At 43.5% G+C, this 18901-nt stretch carries 19 protein-coding genes; 9 read left to right on the forward strand and 10 right to left on the reverse strand.

Annotation, left to right across the window (positions count from 1 at the left end; genetic code table 11):
* Positions 1-282 precede the first annotated feature (282 nt).
* The 5 genes from Q0413_RS02895 to Q0413_RS02915 all read left to right on the forward strand — a co-directional run bounded on the left by Q0413_RS02895 (position 283) and on the right by Q0413_RS02915 (position 4644).
* On the forward strand, positions 283-726 hold the full coding sequence (locus tag Q0413_RS02895) for a copper resistance protein CopD (protein ID WP_298987116.1): 444 nt from the start codon (positions 283-285) through the stop codon (positions 724-726).
* Between the two features lie 597 nt (positions 727-1323).
* A complete protein-coding gene (locus tag Q0413_RS02900) occupies positions 1324-2133 on the forward strand; it encodes a transporter substrate-binding domain-containing protein (RefSeq protein WP_298987118.1) in 810 nt (269 codons plus the stop codon).
* 20 nt (positions 2134-2153) lie between these two features.
* Positions 2154-2957, forward strand: coding sequence for a transporter substrate-binding domain-containing protein (locus Q0413_RS02905; protein WP_298987121.1), 804 nt, complete (start codon positions 2154-2156; stop codon positions 2955-2957).
* Positions 2958-3021: 64 nt separating this feature from the next.
* Positions 3022-3825 carry a transporter substrate-binding domain-containing protein gene (locus tag Q0413_RS02910; RefSeq protein WP_298987123.1) on the forward strand — a complete coding sequence of 268 codons (804 nt, stop codon included), beginning with the start codon at positions 3022-3024 and terminating at the stop codon, positions 3823-3825.
* A gap of 15 nt (positions 3826-3840) precedes the next feature.
* Positions 3841-4644 (forward strand): transporter substrate-binding domain-containing protein, encoded by an 804-nt coding sequence (locus Q0413_RS02915; RefSeq protein WP_177388809.1) that lies wholly within the window; start codon positions 3841-3843, stop codon positions 4642-4644.
* A gap of 221 nt (positions 4645-4865) precedes the next feature.
* On the opposite strand, the gene Q0413_RS02920 is transcribed toward Q0413_RS02915, so the two are convergent.
* Positions 4866-5822, reverse strand: a complete 957-nt coding sequence (locus tag Q0413_RS02920) for an AraC family transcriptional regulator (RefSeq protein WP_298987127.1) — start codon at positions 5820-5822, stop codon at positions 4866-4868.
* Between the two features lie 109 nt (positions 5823-5931).
* Here Q0413_RS02920 and Q0413_RS02925 point away from each other — a divergent pair, with 109 nt between their 5' ends.
* Positions 5932-7902: a TonB-dependent receptor gene (locus tag Q0413_RS02925; RefSeq protein WP_366939641.1), complete on the forward strand. Its 1971-nt coding sequence runs from the start codon at positions 5932-5934 to the stop codon at positions 7900-7902.
* Positions 7903-7952: 50 nt separating this feature from the next.
* Positions 7953-9098, forward strand: coding sequence for a PepSY domain-containing protein (locus Q0413_RS02930; RefSeq protein ID WP_298987131.1), 1146 nt, complete (start codon positions 7953-7955; stop codon positions 9096-9098).
* Positions 9099-9287: 189 nt separating this feature from the next.
* On the opposite strand, the gene Q0413_RS02935 is transcribed toward Q0413_RS02930, so the two are convergent.
* From Q0413_RS02935 to Q0413_RS02950, 4 genes are all read right to left on the reverse strand, one after another.
* Entirely contained in the window at positions 9288-10220 is a 933-nt protein-coding gene (locus Q0413_RS02935; RefSeq protein WP_298987134.1) for a D-2-hydroxyacid dehydrogenase, read from the reverse strand.
* Between the two features lie 599 nt (positions 10221-10819).
* Positions 10820-12004 (reverse strand): glutathionylspermidine synthase family protein, encoded by a 1185-nt coding sequence (locus tag Q0413_RS02940; protein ID WP_298987136.1) that lies wholly within the window; start codon positions 12002-12004, stop codon positions 10820-10822.
* Positions 12005-12369: 365 nt separating this feature from the next.
* Positions 12370-12957: a UPF0323 family lipoprotein gene (locus tag Q0413_RS02945; protein WP_298987140.1), complete on the reverse strand. Its 588-nt coding sequence runs from the start codon at positions 12955-12957 to the stop codon at positions 12370-12372.
* Positions 12954-13592, reverse strand: coding sequence for a helix-turn-helix domain-containing protein (locus Q0413_RS02950; protein ID WP_298987142.1), 639 nt, complete (start codon positions 13590-13592; stop codon positions 12954-12956). Before Q0413_RS02950 ends, Q0413_RS02945 begins: the two co-directional genes overlap by 4 nt.
* Positions 13593-13870: 278 nt before the next feature.
* Between Q0413_RS02950 and Q0413_RS02955 the strand changes: the two genes are divergently transcribed.
* Positions 13871-14494, forward strand: coding sequence for a TetR/AcrR family transcriptional regulator (locus Q0413_RS02955; protein ID WP_298987146.1), 624 nt, complete (start codon positions 13871-13873; stop codon positions 14492-14494).
* A gap of 326 nt (positions 14495-14820) precedes the next feature.
* Positions 14821-16161, forward strand: a complete 1341-nt coding sequence (locus tag Q0413_RS02960; protein WP_298987148.1) for an FAD-dependent oxidoreductase — start codon at positions 14821-14823, stop codon at positions 16159-16161.
* A gap of 177 nt (positions 16162-16338) precedes the next feature.
* Here the strand turns inward: Q0413_RS02960 and Q0413_RS02965 are convergent, their stop codons facing one another.
* The 5 genes from Q0413_RS02965 to Q0413_RS02985 all read right to left on the reverse strand — a co-directional run bounded on the left by Q0413_RS02965 (position 16339) and on the right by Q0413_RS02985 (position 18787).
* Positions 16339-16896: a hypothetical protein gene (locus tag Q0413_RS02965; RefSeq protein WP_298987151.1), complete on the reverse strand. Its 558-nt coding sequence runs from the start codon at positions 16894-16896 to the stop codon at positions 16339-16341.
* A gap of 11 nt (positions 16897-16907) precedes the next feature.
* Entirely contained in the window at positions 16908-17276 is a 369-nt protein-coding gene (locus Q0413_RS02970) for a hypothetical protein (RefSeq protein ID WP_298063783.1), read from the reverse strand.
* Between the two features lie 35 nt (positions 17277-17311).
* Positions 17312-17794 carry a hypothetical protein gene (locus tag Q0413_RS02975; RefSeq protein ID WP_298987153.1) on the reverse strand — a complete coding sequence of 161 codons (483 nt, stop codon included), beginning with the start codon at positions 17792-17794 and terminating at the stop codon, positions 17312-17314.
* A gap of 230 nt (positions 17795-18024) precedes the next feature.
* Positions 18025-18228: a hypothetical protein gene (locus Q0413_RS02980; RefSeq protein ID WP_298063788.1), complete on the reverse strand. Its 204-nt coding sequence runs from the start codon at positions 18226-18228 to the stop codon at positions 18025-18027.
* A gap of 49 nt (positions 18229-18277) precedes the next feature.
* Positions 18278-18787, reverse strand: a complete 510-nt coding sequence (locus tag Q0413_RS02985; protein ID WP_298706365.1) for a hypothetical protein — start codon at positions 18785-18787, stop codon at positions 18278-18280.
* Positions 18788-18901 lie beyond the last annotated feature (114 nt).

An 18901-nucleotide genomic window follows, 5' to 3' on the forward strand; every position in this document is an offset into this window, starting at 1 on the left:
AGATTGCGGAATTTGCGCGGGTTTTCGCGAGCAGAATTTTAGAATTTTAGAATTTCGCCCGCGCGGCACTGCTCGTAAATTTTGTAAATTTACAAATGCGGCCATTTTTAAATTTAGCTGCGCGGCTTTACTCTTAAATTTATCCGCGCGATTTTGCCAAATTTATTTGCGTCGCTCGCGCGATCTACTTAAATTTAACCGTTCGCGGCGCGTTGATGAAAGTCATTGCTAAAATTTGAAATTTCGCATAAAATGGGCGAAATTTCATAGCAAGGAGCGGTGGTGGAGCAAATTTATCCTTACGTGCAGATCGTCCATCTCATCTGCGCCATTATCTTTTTGGGCTACATATTTTTCGACGTCGTGATTTTTATGCGGCTTAAAGGCACGCTGGGTGCGGATTTTGAGCGCGTTAAAAAAGCGATCGGCTCGCGCGCGATTAAGATTATGCCGGTTTGCCTTTTTACGCTGATTATCACCGGCGGAATGATGATGAGCCGCTGGGTCGGAAGCGCTAACGGCGGGTATTTCGGCACGCCGCTTCAAAAAATCTTTATGCTAAAGGTCGCGCTCGCGCTCATCATCGCCGTGTGCGTAGCGATAAATTTAAGCTGCCGCGCGCTGGGAAGGCCCGCGCCTGAGTTTTTGCGAGTAAATATCCACAAAATCGCCTTTGTATTCGGCTTTATCATCGTGCTTTGCGCCAAGCTGATGTTTGTAGTATGATTTATGGCGCAAAATTTAGCGCTGGCGGCACACTTTTATCGCGGAATTCTGTAGCGTGGCAAAGATTTAATTTTGCTTGCTTTTGAATTTTGTAGTCTGCTAAAAATTTTAAAATTCCGTTTTGCTGGGCGGAGCGTATAAATTTAAGAATTTTAAATTCTTCTATGTCTACGCTAAAGCGCGAAATTTTAAAATTCCACTCCTTTTTTGTGCTGTTTTGTCAAATGCAATCTGCAAAATTTAATCTCATAAAATTTTAAAATTTCATCGCGAGTTTTAAAGCGCTCATAAAATTTCTCACTCAATTCTGCAGCTTTAAAATTTTGTAAAATTCTAAAATTTTAAAAATTTTAGAATTTTACTGCTATGATGCGGATGAGAATTCTAAAAAACTCGCGCAAAATCGAAGCAAATAATGAAAAAGCGAATTTATTCGTCAACTTTACTTATTATTTAATAATCATTAAAGATATAAAAAGCTAAAATTGCTTTTCGTCTGCGGGCGAATTTAATGTCTGCTTGCCATTCGCGCGGGATTTTGAGGTTTCCCGTAGCCGTGGCAATAGTTTTGAAATTATTTATGAGAAAGGAAAAAGGATGAAGAAATTTCTCTTAAGTCTGCTCGTCGTAGCTTTGGCTAGTAGCGCGCTTTGCGCTAGGTCGCTCTCCGAGATCAAAAGTAGCGGAGTGCTTAGAATAGGCGTTTATGACGCGCAGCCGCCGTTTAGCAAGATAGAAGACGGCGTGCATCAGGGCTTTGAGGTCGATATGGCAAATGCCATCGCCAAAGATATGCTTCCATCAGGCGGAAAGGTGGAGTTTACCTCCGTGCTTGCAAATCAGCGTATAAAATTCCTACAAGAAGATAAGGTGGATGCGGTTATCGCAACTTTTACCGTAACTCCGGAGCGCGAGAAGCAGATCGATTTTACGACCCCATATTTTAGTGTCAATATAGGCATTTTAACCCGCATCGAAGATAAGATTAAATCCCTAAACGATTTACAAGATAAAACTATTTTAGTTCTTAGCGGCGGTACTGCAGAAACATACTTTGAAAAGCAAGGCTATAATATCGCTAGATGCGATAACGCAAACGCTTGCTACAAGGCGCTAAAAGCTGGACAGGGCGACGGGTATGCCGATGATAACTTAGTCGTGCTGGCTTATCCGGTATTAGATAAAAAGGTTGAAGTAAATATCAAGAATTTAGGCACTTCGGATTTCTTAGCCATCGGTGTGAAAAAGGGCAATTCGGAGCTTTTGGATTTTCTAAACGGCGAGCTAATCAAGCTAAGCAAAGAGGGCTTTTTCAAAAATTCGTTCGATAATTTCATCGAGCCTTACTACAAAGGAACTGCAGAGAAAAAGTATTTCTTGCTAGACGATCTTTATAGCTTGCTGTAATTTTTAAAAAGGGGGACGCTATGAAAAAGATAATCTTGGCGTTAATGCTGGCTGCGTGTTCGCTTCTTAGCAACACTTTGACTCAAATCAAAGAAAAAGGGGTTATTCGAATCGGTATAGATGGCTCATCTCCGCCGTTTAGTGTCGCTAAAGCTGGCGAATATAGCGGCTTTGAGATACTCTTAATCGAAGGGCTTGTTAAAGAAATTTTCGGCGATAAAGGCGGCAAGATAGAATATGTCGTAACGGTAGGTGATGACCGCATAAAAGCGGTACAGGACAACAGAGTCGATTTAGATATCGCGCTTATCTCGGTTACGAAAGAGCGCGAGAAGCTGGTAGATTTCTCCGATCCATACTTTAGCGTAAATATCGGCGTGCTAACTCGTAGCGACGATAATATCAGAAAGGTCTCCGATCTAAACGGAAAGACTATACTAACGCAGCCCGGCACTACTGTGTTTGATTACTTTACGAAACAGGGCTATAACGTAGCGCCGTGCGATAGTGCAAGCGAATGCTTTAACGCTCTAAAATCGGGCAAGGGCGACGGATACGCAGATGATAATCTGCTTGTGTTCGCTTACGCTGTAGTCGACCGCAAAGTCGAAGTAAATATCAAGAATTTAGGCTCGACGGACTTCCTGGCCATCGCGGTGCAAAAGGGCAATACTGAGCTGCTTAACGCGGTAAATGCGGGATTAATTGAGCTAAGTAAAAAGGGCTTTTTTACAAAAATCTTTGATGAGAGTATTGAGCCTTTTTATAAAGGTACCATTGATAAAAAGTATTTCTTGCTGGACGATCTTTACAGCTTGTTTTAATTTAAAGTGGCGATGGATGGAATTCTATTCGCTGGTAAATTTTAGTAAAATTTAAAGGAATTTTATGAAAAAGATTATATTTACGTTGTTAATCGCTTCGTGTTCGTTATTTGCTAACTCTTTAGCGCAGATCAAAGAAAAAGGGCTCATTCGTATCGGAATAGACGGCTCACTGCCGCCGCTTAGCGTCTCCGAGGACGGCAAATACAGCGGTTTTGAAATTTCGCTTATCGAAGAGCTCGTGAAAGAAATTTTCGGAGATAAGGGCGGCAAAATCGAATATGTCGTAACTCTAGGCAATGATCGTATCACAGCCGTGCAAGATAACAAGGTCGATTTGGATATCGCGGCGATTACGGTTACGAAAGAGCGCGAGAAACTAGTGGATTTTTCAAACCCTTACTTTAGCGTAAATATCGGCGTACTAACCCGTAGCGATGACAATATCAAGACAATAAACGACCTGCAGGATAAAGAAATTTTAGCCGAACCAGGCACTACGGCGTTTGATTATTTTAATAAGGAAGGCTTTAAAGTTATCTCATGCGCTAGTTCGAGCGAATGCTTCCGTGCGCTAAAATCTGGTCACGGCAGCGGCTATGCAGACGATAATATGGTAGTTTTGGGCTATTCGGTCGTAGATCGCAAGGTAGAGGTAAATATCAAGAATTTAGGTACATCGGAATTTTTAGCTATCGCGGTGCAAAAAGGCAACAACGACTTGCTAAACGCCTTAAATGACGGGCTTGTCAAACTCAGCAAAAACGGCTTTTTCAAGAAAATTTTTAACGACAGCATCGATCCTTTTTACAAGGGGAAGGCTGAGAAAAAATATTTCTTGTTAGATGATCTTTATAAAATGTTTTAATTAAAAGGACGAAATATGAAAAAAATTCTACTAAGTATTTTGCTGGGTGCTGGCGCGCTTTGCGCTAATTCCCTAGCAGATATCAAGCAAGCAGGCGAAATTCGCATAGGCTTGCAAGATTCCCAGCCTCCGTTTAGCTTCGATGATAACGGCACGCTGAAGGGCTTTGAGGTTGATTTGGCAAATGAGTTAGTCAAAAATCTATTCGGCAATAAAAAGATCAAAATCGACTTTATCGCCGTAGCATCTAAAGATCGCGTTCCCTCGCTGGAGCAAAACAAAGTAGATCTCATCATATCCAAGCTCACCGTCACAAAAGATCGCGTTCAGAAAGTCGATTTTTCTTATCCGTATTATTCAGTGCAAATTGGCGTGCTAAGCCGTAAGGATGATAATATTTCAAGAATCGATCAGATCGCGCATAAAAAAATTCTAAGCGTTAAAGGCACAACTGCCGAGGAGCACTTCAAAAACGCGGGCTATGAGATTGCGACATGTACCGACGCGAATGAGTGTGTCGCTAGGCTAAAGGCTGGCGAGGGCATAGGCTTTGCCGACGATAATACAGTCGTACTCGGATACGCTAGAAACGATGCCGCGCTTGATGCAAAAATTATCAACCTTGGCAAGGTAGATTATATCGCCGTTGCCCTATCTAAGGGCAATACCGAGCTGCTTGATGCGGTCAATAGCAGCCTGGTAAAAATGTATAAAGCGAAATTTTTCCATAAGGCTTTTGACGAGGATATCAAGCCATACTACGGCGGCAAGATCGATAAAAAGCACTTCACGCTCGATGAGGTTTATAGTCTGTTTTAAATTTAGATGTATTTAAAATTTTAAGGCGCCCCTTGGCGTCCGAATATACGCGCAGCTGCGATATTGATCGCGGCTCGCTTTTGCCGCCAAGGCTTCGGCGGCATTTATAATTTAAATTCCGTATTTTTACGGATCCCGGTTGCGATATAAAATTTTATGATGTTTTGATATGCGGTTGTGAAAGGGCGCGGCTTATAAAAGATAGCCGGTCGCAAGAAATTCTAATCCGAGTAGTAAAATTTTATATCCTTTTTCAGTTGCGTCGGCAATATATTAAATTTAGCCCTAAAAATTTTAGAAAAATGCGATAAATTATTGTATCCGACCATTTTGGCGGCTTCGTTTACGCTGATTTGATCTAGACTTAATAGCTCTTTTGCAATCTCAAGCCGTTCATTTGTCAGCATCGCATAAACGCTCGTGCCGAAATATGCTTTAAAATCCCTTTTTAGTGCAAATTCATTCGTGGCACAAAGACGAGCGAGCTCCTTAATGCTAGGTGGGTTTTGCATATTTTCAAGTAATATTTTCTTTGCTTTTTGGACTGTTTTTATGCGATTTTCATCAAGACTAAGCGCATTTTCGGGCTCATTAAATTTATGAAAACTTCTATAAAGCATCTCTAAAATTTTACTTTCCATAAAAATTTCGCGCATTTTGCCGTCGTATATCGCGGCATTTTCGAGCTCTTTGAGAATAATATTTTGCACGGCGCTTGTTTTAAATTTCTTCATGCAAACAGCTTGATCTAAATTCAAATTTTTTAAAATTCCCAGCTCATTTGCAAAAGCAGTGCTAAGCGCTATGCAGGAGCTTTTATAGTGTTTATTTTCAAGCTCGTGAACGCCACGTAGTTCGCTTTGCATAGTTCCGAGCCAAAACTCACCTTTATTCAAAACGAATTGATCTTTATCCGATCTGAAGCAGATAGGATTTTCGCCCGTATTGAAAAATAAAAATGAATAGCGGCTGCCCCGTTCGTGGCGATGCAAAAGAAAATCTCTGCAAATTATATCGCTGCTATAATATCCTATCTCTCCGCCCGTATAAAAAGAGCTAAAGTTGAATTTTATACTTTCGCTTTTAAGCTCGGTTTTGCTATACCCGCATTGCTTGGACGGCTCAATGTCGTTAGATATTTTTTGTAAAAAATCATCTAAACTTATCTCTTTACTCATCTTATCCCTTTAGCGTTTAAAAAAATCCCTCTACCGTTTAGTATTTCTTGATAATGCGTATCTTATTATAGTAAAATGAGTTTAAATTTTAATAAGAAAAGGGGCGTTTGTGCGCGCAATATATAAATTATCGCTGATTGCTGCTATAGCGACAGCCGGGATATCGAGTGAGATAGAAAAACAAGGTAAAAGCGTAAATTTGGGTGAAATTACCGTAGTCAGTGCTACGGGCTATCGGCAAAATATTCAAGACGCACCCGCTTCTATCTCCGTTCTTACGCAAAAAGAGATACAAAAGCGTAACTATCAAGATATCTCCGCAATGCTAAAAGATTTGCCGAGTGCCTTTACCGCAACGCTAGGTGCTGCATCTAGAAAAGGCATAAGCCTAAGAGGTCTGTCTCAAAAGTATACAAAAATTTTAATCGACGGCAAGCCTGCAACCAGCGATAGTGCCTATAAAGGATTAAGGAGTATCGGCAGCAGCCAGAATTTCTTGCCTCCCGCAAATGCGATAGAGCGCATAGAGGTCATACGCGGTCCTATGAGCTCGCTTTACGGCAGCGACGCTATGGGCGGAGTAATAAATATCATCACCAAGGGCTTTTCAAATGAGCTTAGCGGCAATGTAAACGGATACTATACTTTCGCTAAAAAATCGCAAATAAAAGGTGATTATCAAACGGGTTTTTATCTAAACGGAGCTATCGTCCCGGACGTGCTAGGTATCGCACTTTACGGCAGATTTTTTGAAAAGATAGAGGACAAAGAGCCTTATGCGAATAGAAATAATGAAGAGACGAATATGGGCGCAAAACTGATGTATAACGTAACGCAAAACGATGAGGTAGCGCTTGATTATCGTAAAGTAAATAATAAATTTAGGCGTACATACGGGCGTACGCGAACAACCTCGGGAGGCAATAACGATATTGCGAAAGAGGATATGAAAGGCTACACTGCAAGCCTGTCTCACCAGGGAAAATACGATAAGTTTATGATAGATAGCTATGCAAATTACGATAGCATGAAAGAAAGCGGCGCCCAGGATCTGCGTCTTAGAACGACTACGCTAAATTCTAAAGGCTCATATTTTTTCGATTCAAATGCTTTGAGTTTGGGCGTGCAATACCGAAGCGAGAGATTAAACGAAGCCGCTACTACCGCAGATGAGGCAAATGTCAAAAGATGGGATTATTCGATCTACGGCGAGGATGATTTTTATCTAACTGATGATTTAACGCTAACCGGTGGAATCAGATATAACCGCGATAAGGACTATGGCGGCCATATATCGCCGCGCGCTTATGCCGTTTATCGTTTAAACGAAAGCTTTTCTATTAAAGGCGGCGTTTCGACGGGATATTCAACTCCGGATATTAAGCAGCGTAGCGAGGGCCTTGCCCTGCCGTTTGCAGGAGGTCAGGGAGCGCAGATCGGCAGAAGCTCTCTAAAGCCTGAAAGCAGCATAAGCTACGAAGGCGGGTTTTCTTACGACGATAACGATAAATTTAACTTTAGTGCTACTGCGTTTTATACCGAAATCAAAGATGGAATTTCTACCAAATTAATTTGCCGTCCAAGACCGGGAAATCCTTGCGTACATAACGGCAAAACTTACAGGCGCGGTATTTGGGACACTATAAATATCGGAGAAGCCGAGGTTAGGGGTCTAGAGCTAAGTAGCGATTATCAAATTTTAGATAATTTGAAGCTGCATGCAAACTACGCCTATACGAAATCCGAGCAAAAAACGGGTAGCGAGAAGGGTAAAACCTTAAATAATTTTCCAATCCATTCGGTAAAGCTAGGATTTGATTACGACGTAAGCTCCAAGCTAAACTTATGGTCGCAAATAAATTATTATAGTAGGACGCGCGATAGCCTAAGCTACGATGAGGATATCCGCTCATACACGCTTTTTGATCTGGGCGCGAGCTATAAAGTTACAAAAGACGCAAGTTTAAATTTTACGCTTTATAACATATTCAACGAATTCGTACTAACGCGCTCGGGAAATTATCAAATGATGGTCGTAGACGGGATGAAGGCGCAGGTTGGATTTAACGTGAATTTTTAAATTCGCGGCGCATAAAATTTCGTCTGCGGATTTAAAATTTAAGGAAATTAATGGCGATTCTAAAAAGGAAAAAATTTTGGTTCAATGTCCACCTTATTTTGACGCTTATATGCTGTGTGCCGATCTTAATCATAGCCCTTAGTGGCGCTATTATCTCGTATCATGATGAGATTATAGATGCGTTAAATCAAAGCAAATCTTTCGTGAGTCCGAGCGGAAAAGATGCCCTCGAACCCGCCGAAATTTTAAATATTTTCAGAAAAGTCAAGCCCGGTTTTACGCTCAGTTATTATAGAATTCCTCAAAATAAAAATGAGGCGATTAGGCTTTCCGGTACAGATTCTAGCGGCGAGTTTAAATCATATTTTATAGATCCTTATAGCGGCGAAATTACTTCGGAAAACATAGGCGATACGTTTATCGGCGTAGCGCTAAATCTACATACTAATCTAGGATTTGGGCTAAGCAAAAACGAAACTCTGCGGCTAATAGGCAAAAATATCGTGGCGCTTAGCACGGTTATGTTTATTTTAGTCTTAATTTCAGGCGTGGTGATCTATTATCCTAGCTTTAGAGGAAAGATTTTACGCGCATTTAGGATAAATTTTAAAGCGAGAGGTTACACGTTTTTATATAGCTTGCACGGCGCGGTCGGAGTTTTGCTGCTGCCTGTTTTGCTTACGATAAGCGCTAGCGGGCTTTATTGGTCGTATGATTGGATAGCCAAAATCACCAACAGAACGCTAGGCGAAAAGGAAATTTTTAGAAAAACGAGTTTTACCGAAGTACGAGGATTTTCGCTTGAGGATGAAGATAAAATTTTAAATTTGCAGACGGCATTTGATATTTTTAAGCGTGAACGCGGTGAAAACTACGAATTCTTTAACATCATCGCTCAAAAAGATGGAGAAAATTTTATGATCTTTTATTTCGATAAAGGCGAAGAGTGCGAAGAGCATATGAACACGATGAGTGTAAACGTTAAAAAGGGCATCTTGCGGCATGCTCGCTATGATGATGCGAAAAGCACCATGCCGCGCCCGTTTGCTATACATAAAGCCGTTTTGAGCGTGCATTCGGGCTATATCTTCGGCGAGGTGGGCAAGTTCTTATTTTGCGTAGCGGCGATTTCAGTGTTATTTTTTATAGTTACGGGATTTTGGATGAGCATAAAAAGAATTTATAAGAAAAGATAAATCTATAAATTCAAAGCGGAGAGATAGCTTATCCGTGGCGTAAATTTAAAATTTTATCCGAAGCGGTATCGCTTCTTTTCAGTTAATAAAATTTTATATACAGCGCTTTGAAATACTGCGTGCAGAGTCTTTGTGGACCTTGTGCCGCATCTTGATTTTGTTAAATTTGCTCCAGCGTTTCAACCGCGCTTATTTGCCGTTTATAAAATCCCTGATATTTTGCGCGATCATCTTTATCAGCCGTTTGCGGGCCTCTATGCTCGCCCATGCGATGTGAGGCGTGATGACGACGTTGCGGCGATTTTTCACGCGCAAAAGCGGATGATCCGCCCTCATCGGCTCTGTTTGCAGCACGTCAAGCGCCGCGCGTAGGCCTCGCTCGTCCACGGCGCGAGCCAGCGCCTCCTCGTCCACGATGCCGCCGCGGCCGAAATTCATCAAGATCGCCCCCTCTTTCATCTTCGCAAGCTCCGCCTCGCCGATCAACTCCGCCGTTTTTTGATTTAGCGGGGCGTGGATCGAGATGATGTCGCATGCCCTCAAAAGCGCGTCCAAGCTCACTCTGGCAAACTCGCCGTTGTCGTTCGCGCCGCTGGTGGAGTAGTATCTCACGTTTGCGCCGAACGCAGCGGCGATGCGGGCGACCTTTTCGCCGATCTGTCCAAGCCCGATGACGCCGAATTCTTTGCCGTAAATTTCGCTGATGGGCGCGTCAATGTGGGTAAAAATTTCGCTCTCGCACCATTTGCCGCTACTGCCGTAATCCGCGTAGTATCCGAGCGCGTTGGTTAGCGCAAACAGCGACGCAAAGGTCTGCTGCACGACGCTGTTCGTCGAATAGCCCGCCACATTTTTCACCGCGATACCGCGAGCCTGCGCGGCCTGCATGTCGATGTTATTCGTGCCAGTGGCGCTGACGCAGATCAGCTTAAGCGCGGTTTGCGCCATGATCTCATCCGTGATTAGGACTTTGTTGGTTATGGCGACGTCTGCGCCCGCTAGGCGCTGCGCGGTTTGCGCGGGCTCGGTCATCTCGTAGCTTTCAAACTCGCCCAAGCTCGCGATCTCGCTAAGATCGGCATCGGCTCCCAGCGTCGCGGCATCCAAACATACGATTTTCATATTTTCCCCTTTGCGTTTAAAAATTTTAAGTCGTAGCAGCGCGGCTAAATTTAGCCGTTAAATTCCATTGCGCGATTCGGAGCACGGCGCTTAAACGGCAAATTTTAACTCTGCAAATTTGGCTATTGCGTAAATTTGCTCTAGCGAAATTTTACTCTCGCAAAATTTAACTATCGTGAATTCTGTCCTCGCGAAATTTAATGCTCGCAGCGCGCGGGGCGTTAAATTTTAAAATTCCAATTCATGCCGAAGCAGGCGTTAAATTTTACCGCCGCTGAAACCTGCGTCTAAATTTAAAATTTCAATTTGCGCCGAAGCGAGAGATAAATTTTTGTCGCTCGCGCCTAAATTTTAAAATTTAGCTCGCGCAAATCTTGCTCCGTGCGAAATTTTAGCTCGCGCCGATTTAACCTGCTCGAAATTTTGGTCGCACAGAATTTTGGTCGCGCCGCTACGTTAAATTTCGCCGTAGCCTCCTAGCGTTAAATTCCGCTGCCGCCCGGCGATAAAATTTACTGCGGCGAGGGCCTTGCCGCGAAATGTATCACCAAAATGCTCCGCTCTAAAATTTCTCAAATTTTATAAAATTCGCCGTGCCGCTACTGCGCATCCTCGATGTAGTGCCCCACAAATTTTGAGAGATTATTGAGTATCTCGCCGCCCTTGCGGAAGCCCAGCGCGCAGCCCTCAAAGGCGAAAAACACCCCCGCTTGGTAGCTCTGGGCGCGCTCGTCTTTATTGAGCTCGTAAAATTCCTGATATAAAAATTTCTGATTTTCATACTCGCCGCCGTTTTCCTCTATCTTTTTGCCGTCTGCGTCAAAAATCGCCACGTTCGCCCCCTCGCGCGCCAAAAACGGCTTTTTGATCATCTTTTTACCGATGATCGGCGAAAAGGAGCTTTGCAGCAGCAGCGGGTGGTTCGGATACAGATCCCACAGGATTTTCATAATCCCCTTGCTTTGGAAAAGCAGCGTGTATGCGGGGTTTAGGATGATCGCCTTTTGATTTTGCACGATGTTTTTTAAGATGAGCGCAAGCTCGCCCTCCTCGATCGCGATCGCCTCCCAAGGGATCAGCTTGAACCAATACTCGTAGTTTTCGCCGTCAAAAAACACGCCCTCTTCGTCGTTAAATTCCACCTCGTCCACGTAGGCAAAGCGCGTCTTAAAGCCCGCATCCTCCGCGGTCTGCTGCAAAAGCTTCGTCGTCTTTTCGTCCTCGACGTTGCCCGCGACGCTGCTAAATAGAATTTTCCACCCCTCGTAAAATTTGGAAAAGTCCTCGAGCTCGCCGTCAAGCACCACGAGCCGCTTGAAATTATCGCGCAGCGCGTCGTAGAGGTCGTTGAACTGGCTCGCCTCGTCCATGCCGTTTTCTTTGAGCATCGCCCACTGGATGATCGCCGTCTCAAACACCGCCGTGGGCGTGTCGGCGTTAAATTCTATCAGCTTGATAGGCTTGCCGTCCAGCCCGCCTGCGAAATCGAAGCGCCCGTATAGGTGCCAGTGCACCTCGTTTTCCCAGCTTTGTTTGATTAGATCTACGAGGTTGAAGGGGATACCGAGCTCGTGGAAGAGGTTATTGTCGATGACATGCTGCGTGGCCGCGACAAACATCTCGTATAGCTCGTTCGCCGCTTCGTAATACGCATCCGCCTCCGCAGCGCTCACGCGTACGATCTCGTCGCTGACATAAGGTGTTTCGTCGGCGTCCGTGTGCCAGTAAAAGCCGAGCTTTTCGAGATATTCGTTGCTTAACGGCGTTATCTTTTTTAGTTGCATTTTTATCCTTTTTTTAAAATTTTAACTCACTTGCGCCGCGATCTTTGCGGCCTTTGCTAGTTTTGATACGCATACGGCTTCGCGTAAATTTAAAGCGCGCAAGGCGCACGGCAAAATTTAATCAGCGTAGATTATCGCGGCGATTGCGCGTAAATTTTAGCCGCACGAAAAGATGCTCGCGGCTAAATTAAACGGCACGCAGACGCTGTGGATCATGCGCGGCAGAAGCGATAAAATTTAGCCGAGCTTTACGGCGTGTTTTTGAAAAACCTGCGTCAAATCAATGCTAAATTTCGTGCAAATTTTAAAATTCTACGCGCTAAATTTAACTCGCCGCGTAAAGCGCTGTATGTTTCAAAGCGTGCTTAACCGCCGAAAAATCCACCGCTCTTGCCGCTCTTACTTCCGCCGAAAAATCCGCTTCTACCGCTTCGCGCCTTGGCGTTTTGCTGCTTTGCTTGATTGAAGCTATCGACGCTTCTGGAGTAGGCGCTCGGGCTTTTGTAGGCGGTTTGGCGCTGGCTTTGATAGGCTGGGTTGTTAAACAGCTTGCCGCCGATCCACGAGCCGATGATGGCGCCTGCAGCGCTTGCCAAGATCGCTTCGCCCAGGCTCATGCCGCCGCTGCTAAGCTGCGCGTTTTGGTTCGTCAAATTTGAAGTGCCGGCGTCGATTTTAGCGTTTTCTTCGGCTAAAAGGGCTTTGGTTTCCTCATCGCTTAAAATTCTCTCCGTGCCGTCGAGCGATCTTAAGATGATCTGGGTTTTTTCGCTCGGAAATTCCTCTAAAATTTTATATTTTCCCGGCGCGACCTCTTCGAGCCGCACGAGCGCGCCTTCTTGCAGACGGACATTTTGCTCCTGCCCCCTATCGTCGCAGGCCGCTAACGAGCCCGCCATAACAAGCCCGAAGCCGCTTACCAGCGCATAGCTAGCGATTTTGCGTAGTTTCATTTAGATCCTTTCAGTGATTTTATATCTAAGCTTTGATTTATCAAAAGCTCGTTTCCCTCGACGCGGATAAACTCGCTCTTGCCTATATTTTCGATGATTAGGCTTTGCGCTTTGAGGCGCTTTTTGCGTTTGAGCGATTTTACGAATTTTGCAAGGCTCGTCCATTCGCTACGATCGAAGGTTTTTTCTTTGATTTCGACATCATAGGGTTTGACCTCGCGACTTTTGTTCGAAAGCAGCGGTTTGTCGAAAAACGACAAAAAATACCTGAGCTTCTCATCGCGCTCTTTATACATCAGCTTGATTTCATCTTTCGAGGCGATTAAAATTTCCTCTTTTTCTTTGTGAAGCCTGTCCTTATCGCTTTGTAGCGCTTCAATTTTACCTTTTAGCTCGGAGATTTCTTTGATGAGATAGTCGATGAAGCTTTGAGTGCCAGCTGCACCACTAGTGCGCGGGCTTTTCGCAGAGCTTTGCGAAGCGGGCTCGCTTTGTTGTATTTCATCATCTAAAAGCACGTAGCGTACGCCGCCGCTTTCCTCGGCGCGCAAGGAATTTCTGCGGATGCGGTTGTAGACGGCTTCTTTTGAAATTCCTAAAATTTCGGCTGCTTCGCCGATCGAGACTTTTTTCATACAAAGATGCCTTTTAGCGTTTTAGGTAATTATTGCTAAATTTGCCTAAAATAGGCATTAAACGCTTCGTTTATGAAGATAGATCCCGCTTTACCGCAGCCGGCGCGCGATAAAATTCCGCTCGCTTACGCCCGCTAGATATAAAATTTCGCTTCGCTTGTAAAGCCGCGCAAAATTATTTTTTGCTGAGCTTTTAGAATTTTAGCCTAATAATGTTGCTTAATTAAGTATATTTTTTATACACTTACAAAAAATTTTAGTATTTCAAAGGAGGCGAAATGCCCGAATCGCCTAAATATAAAAAATCCGAAATTCGCTGCAAGCTCATTTTAGACGCGGCGCTGGAGCTGTTTTTAGCCAAAGGCTACGAGGCTACGAGCTTAAGCGATATCATCGAGCTTAGCGGCGGCTCGCTATCGTCGGTTTATAAGTATTTTGATAACAAAGAAAGCCTATTTTTGCGCATCATCGAACTGCAAAGTAAAAAGCTCGACGAGCGAATGAACGAGCGCATGCGAATCAATAAAGACCTAAAATTGCGTGAGTATCTACGAGAGTTTGCAGGGATTTATCTGGAGTTTCTTTTCGCTCCGGAGGCGATAAAATTCTACCGGCTGATACTTTTCAGCGGCTTTAACGGTGCGCTTAGCGAGAGCCCAAAAATCTTTTTAAAAAGCGGCGTGCTAGGTTCGCCGAATGCGCTGGATGAGTATTTGGCGGCGCATGCGGACGAGTTTGAGCCCGGACGCACGGCAAAAAGCCTAGCGCTATATTTTTGCTTTTTGCTTAGAGAGCCGCATTTTAGCAGGCTGCTATTTTTCGACGAAAAGCTAAATTTCAAAGCGAGCGAGCTAATCAAGGACCGCATCGATATGTTTTTGCTCGGCGTAAAAAAGCGCTAGTGGCGGAATTTTACGGCGTAAATTCCGCGCTTTCATACTTCTAAATTTTATGAGCGGTTTGGGACTTGGAATTTGATTCTATCCGTTACCAAGCGCTATAAAATGCCACGTATCCCGCGCTTAAAATTTTAATTCTATTGATGCAAAATTTTTGAAACGATTAGAACTGAAATTTTTATTTTCCGTATTAAATTCCGTGCCGAAGTTAGAATTTCGTCGCGAAATTTCGCGCCTCTTGCCTGCGCCTTTAAATTTGCGCCACGCAGATTTTAAATTTAATAAAACCTCTTATAATCCCGCGAAATTTTAGATCAAAAGGATTAAAAATGGATTATGATATCATCGTAATAGGCTTTGGCAAAGCAGGCAAAACCCTTGCCGCAAAATCCGCCGCACTGGGCAAAAAGGTCGCTCTCATCGAGCGCTCGCCGCAGATGTACGGCGGCACCTGCATCAACGTAGGCTGCATCCCGACCAAGCGGCTAGTTACGGCGAGCAAGGAAGCAGGCTTCGTAAATTTCAGCGTGCTCGGAGAGTATTTCGTGCTGAGCATGCAGAAAAAGGACGAGCTCGTAGAGGCGCTGAGGGCGAAAAATTTAGCCATGCTAAAGGGAAGCCCAAATATCGACGTAATCGACGGCGAGGGCTCATTTACGAGCGCGAATTCCGTGCGCGTGCTAAGTCCTGACGGACAAACACGTGAAATTTCAGCAGGAACGATCGTCGTAAATACGGGCTCGAGGGAGGTCGAGCCTAGCTTTGAGGTAAGCTCAGGGCTCGCTTATAGCAGCGAAGAAATTTTAAATTTAAAGATCCTGCCGAAACATCTCGTGGTAATCGGCGGCGGATTTATCGGGCTTGAGTTTGCCTCGATGTTTGCGGGATTCGGCTCTAAAGTCAGCGTGCTGATGCGATCGAAATTTATGAAAAACGAGGATGAGGACGTGGCCGCCAGTGTCAAATCCGCTCTGCAGGCCCAAGGCGTGGAGATTATCGAGGGCTGCGAGTTTTTGAGTTTAAACGATAGAGAGCTAAAATTTAACCTCGCGGGCGAGAGTGAAACGATCGTGGCGGACGCGTTTTTATACGCCCTCGGTCGTCGCGCAAATACGGGCGAGCTAAATTTAGCCGCTGCGGGGGTGCAGACGGACGCGCACGGCAATATCATCACGAATGAGCATCTGCAAAGCTCGACTGCTGGCATCTACGCGGCAGGCGACGTGCGCGGCGGCGAGATGTTTACCTACACTAGCTTAGACGATTTTAGGATCATTTTTAGCGCGCTTTTCGGAGACGGCGCGCGCACTACGAAAAACCGCGCACCGCATGCAAGCGTGCTGTTTACCCGCACGCCGCTAGCTCGCATCGGCCTTAGCGAGAGGCAGGCAAGAGAGAGTGGGCGCGAGATCAAGGTGCTGAAGCTTTCGATGGCAGCGGTGCCCGGCGCCAAAGTCGTAGCGCACGACGAGGGAATGATGAAGGCGGTCGTGGACGCAGCTAGCGGCGAAATTTTAGGCGCGGCGCTTCACTGCGTAAACGCGCACGAGATCGTTAATGAGCTGGCGATCGCCATGGCGCTGGGCGCGAAGGCGGACTTTTTCAAAAACCAAATTTTTACGCATCCTAGCATCAGCGAGGCGCTGAACGATCTTTTCGGACAGTTTTAAATTTGAAATTTAACGGCGCTCGGGCTTGGCGATGCCTGGGCGCCCTAGCGCAAATCGATCGTGAAATTTAATGTGCCGGAGTGGGTTAAATTTGGATTGGGTTAATAATTTGAGCCCTTGCCGCCCGCTTCTTTCTTGGCTACCAAAGTTGGCTATAAAAAGAAATGATTGAAATAGTTAATTGATAAAATATTCGCGTTTAGGAATAGCAAGATTACAATCTATTTGGCACTGGGTAAGAGTATGCGAATAAAATTTCTTCTCGCAGTTTATACAGGCGAAAACGATTTCGTCCGTCGCTTCGTTTAACATAACTCTATAATCGCTAGGCGACCATTGCGGGCATTCGCACGCCAAGTCCAAATCCACGCTAACTACCAAGCTATCGAATATAATCGAGTTTAATTCCTCGTAGACCAGTCTTAAGCTCTTTTGATCTTTCAGCGCTCTAATTTTATTTATCAAGCGGTATTTGTCCGATTTGATGATCTTTACGCCAAAGAATTTCTTTGCTTTTCCGTCGCCGTAAATCGATAGCTCGGTCGGATAATCTTTAAAATTTAACTTTAACAGCTCGTCCAAGCCGCAACCGTCGTATTCTTTCATACGAAATAAAATTTTATTTTCAATAAACCATGTCGCTATGCAGCAGCATACTTGCTCGGGATCAAGAGAACGTAAATTTAAAATTTTATTTTCCAGTGATACGCATAAATTTCTAATTTTGGGCTGCATTATTTAATCCTTTATTTATCCCCAAATATCAAATAGGCTAAATTTTTACTCAAATTCCCATACGCAACTACCCAGTATTCTCGTATGATATTTTTGATTTGCAAGTTATCGTCCAGAAAGTCGGCAAATATTTTAATTCTATCCCCGTCTACCGTGCCTAGCTCTTCATCCTCTTTCTCAAACGAAGCGACAATTAAATGCGACAGAGCAATCTTATCGTGGAAATTTAATGTCTTGTTTTCTAGTAGATTTAGCATAGACGTAATTTTGCCGATGTCTGCTAATTCTAGCTCCCAATCTTGCTCATCTCCCGTCGAATCTAACCCTAAAAGCTTATTTAATTTTATCGCGCTTTCTTTTCTTACGAAATAATCGGTCATTTTATTATCCTTTATAATGTTTTTAGCTGTGATACTTAGCCGTCCGCGCTATCTAGCAGTTTCCTAGAATTTTGCAAAGCCCGTACGAAATTTTCGAGCTCTACGCAGTCTTTTAATACAAATCCAAAATTTAACAAACCCACCGATAGGGCGCCACCTTCTTTTATGACGCGGGCTATTACATTTCCTTTATGCTCTATACTCACTTTATTTTCATATCTTGTAAATTTAAAGATATTTTTCGAGCATCTTCCGTTTCTTTTTGAAAATTTCTCAAATTGCTCCGTAAAATTCGGTCTTTGATTCCCATCTTTTAGCCATAATCCCCCGGCATATAGCGCCCATATAAGCTCGTAAAAATTGATATTATGCCGAGTCTCGGTAGCAGCGACTAAAAGCTTATTTGTTTCATGGTTGATCTGTATTAAAGGCTCTCTGTCCATATGCCAAATCTCGGCTACTACTTTTTCTCTATCCGGCACGGAGGCAATTAAAAATTCAAATTCATTTTTTATCATATTAAAATCCTATTTTTTGTTTTTTACTACCTAATTTAATTTGAATGTTCTATCGTTCGAGCCTAAATCGTATTTATCCCATTCTTTTATGGCGTCTCGTGCCTTTTCTACTACGATATGCCAATTTGGATCCTCTATAATGGCGCGATCATCGGTTTCGTCTTTGGCTTGATAATTTTTTATAGCATCTCTAAGTTCTTGCAATAATTCTATAAGTTTTGGCGGGAATCCTAAACGACAAGCCGTATTTTTTGCAAAATCGTCGAAATCAAAATCATCAAAAGTGTGCACATTAGCTCTATATACGATGAAATATGGCCCTCTACGTTGTTCTCATTCAACCAATACATTTTTTGCTGCTTTATGCTGGAAGCCTCTTCTATATTATCATAAACGCCCTTTACGCGGAATTCCTGCTCTTCTAAATTAAGCATCTATTTTCTCCATAAATTTTGTATTAAATTATTTTGTCTAAATCAAATTTTATTCATTTCCAATCTTAATCTCCGCAAGCGTTAATTTCGCTAAAGGATTGATAAACTTAGTGATACAATATTTATTATCGCATGTAATTACGCTTTGGCGTCCATCTACCTTCATTGCATTAGAGCAATTCGGGCACATTACATAGCCTTCGCCCAAATCAACGCCAATCGGAAAATTTAGCCCTCTCTGCTCTTTCAAAAATCTAAAAAATTCCTCTTTAGAAATTTTGATATTAGAAAATAATCGAAAAATTTCTTCTGCCTTTTGCCTTATCTCGCCTTCTTTAAAAAATACGTTAGGAGCCTTTTTAAAATCTTCATCAAACTCAGAAAATCTACCCGTCATCATATCCAATTCTTTTAATGCCTGCTCTTCCGCTTTATTGGTTGCGCAATATTGCGATTCCAAATCATACATCTTATAAAATTCATCGCAAAACAGCTCTATATCGCACCAATCGTATATGAATCCAGCTATTAAATAATACAATTCTTCATTTTGCTGCATATTTCACCTTATTTTAAATTTCATCGCTATTTTTATTATTTATGCCTTTTAGAATTTCATGCAATAGCTCGTTTTCGGTTGCATTTTTCTCATCTAATATTGATACGCCCATAG

The sequence above is a fragment of the uncultured Campylobacter sp. genome (assembly GCF_938045465.1).
Classification (GTDB): domain Bacteria; phylum Campylobacterota; class Campylobacteria; order Campylobacterales; family Campylobacteraceae; genus Campylobacter_B.

Excerpts from the sequence above, each read along its gene's own strand:
- Q0413_RS02910 (WP_298987123.1), top strand. The coding sequence starts at position 3,022 with ATGAAAAAGATTATATTTACGTTGTTAATCGCTTCGTGTTCGTTATTT.
- Q0413_RS02970 (WP_298063783.1), bottom strand. The coding sequence starts at position 17,276 with ATGACCGATTATTTCGTAAGAAAAGAAAGCGCGATAAAATTAAATAAG.
- Q0413_RS02945 (WP_298987140.1), bottom strand. The coding sequence starts at position 12,957 with ATGAAACTACGCAAAATCGCTAGCTATGCGCTGGTAAGCGGCTTCGGG.
- Q0413_RS02920 (WP_298987127.1), bottom strand. The coding sequence starts at position 5,822 with ATGAGTAAAGAGATAAGTTTAGATGATTTTTTACAAAAAATATCTAAC.
- Q0413_RS02980 (WP_298063788.1), bottom strand. The coding sequence starts at position 18,228 with ATGCTTAATTTAGAAGAGCAGGAATTCCGCGTAAAGGGCGTTTATGAT.
- Q0413_RS02905 (WP_298987121.1), top strand. The coding sequence starts at position 2,154 with ATGAAAAAGATAATCTTGGCGTTAATGCTGGCTGCGTGTTCGCTTCTT.
- Q0413_RS02940 (WP_298987136.1), bottom strand. The coding sequence starts at position 12,004 with ATGCAACTAAAAAAGATAACGCCGTTAAGCAACGAATATCTCGAAAAG.
- Q0413_RS02975 (WP_298987153.1), bottom strand. The coding sequence starts at position 17,794 with ATGATAAAAAATGAATTTGAATTTTTAATTGCCTCCGTGCCGGATAGA.
- Q0413_RS02915 (WP_177388809.1), top strand. The coding sequence starts at position 3,841 with ATGAAAAAAATTCTACTAAGTATTTTGCTGGGTGCTGGCGCGCTTTGC.
- Q0413_RS02930 (WP_298987131.1), top strand. The coding sequence starts at position 7,953 with ATGGCGATTCTAAAAAGGAAAAAATTTTGGTTCAATGTCCACCTTATT.
- Q0413_RS02935 (WP_298987134.1), bottom strand. The coding sequence starts at position 10,220 with ATGAAAATCGTATGTTTGGATGCCGCGACGCTGGGAGCCGATGCCGAT.
- Q0413_RS02900 (WP_298987118.1), top strand. The coding sequence starts at position 1,324 with ATGAAGAAATTTCTCTTAAGTCTGCTCGTCGTAGCTTTGGCTAGTAGC.
- Q0413_RS02955 (WP_298987146.1), top strand. The coding sequence starts at position 13,871 with ATGCCCGAATCGCCTAAATATAAAAAATCCGAAATTCGCTGCAAGCTC.
- Q0413_RS02985 (WP_298706365.1), bottom strand. The coding sequence starts at position 18,787 with ATGCAGCAAAATGAAGAATTGTATTATTTAATAGCTGGATTCATATAC.
- Q0413_RS02965 (WP_298987151.1), bottom strand. The coding sequence starts at position 16,896 with ATGCAGCCCAAAATTAGAAATTTATGCGTATCACTGGAAAATAAAATT.
- Q0413_RS02960 (WP_298987148.1), top strand. The coding sequence starts at position 14,821 with ATGGATTATGATATCATCGTAATAGGCTTTGGCAAAGCAGGCAAAACC.
- Q0413_RS02950 (WP_298987142.1), bottom strand. The coding sequence starts at position 13,592 with ATGAAAAAAGTCTCGATCGGCGAAGCAGCCGAAATTTTAGGAATTTCA.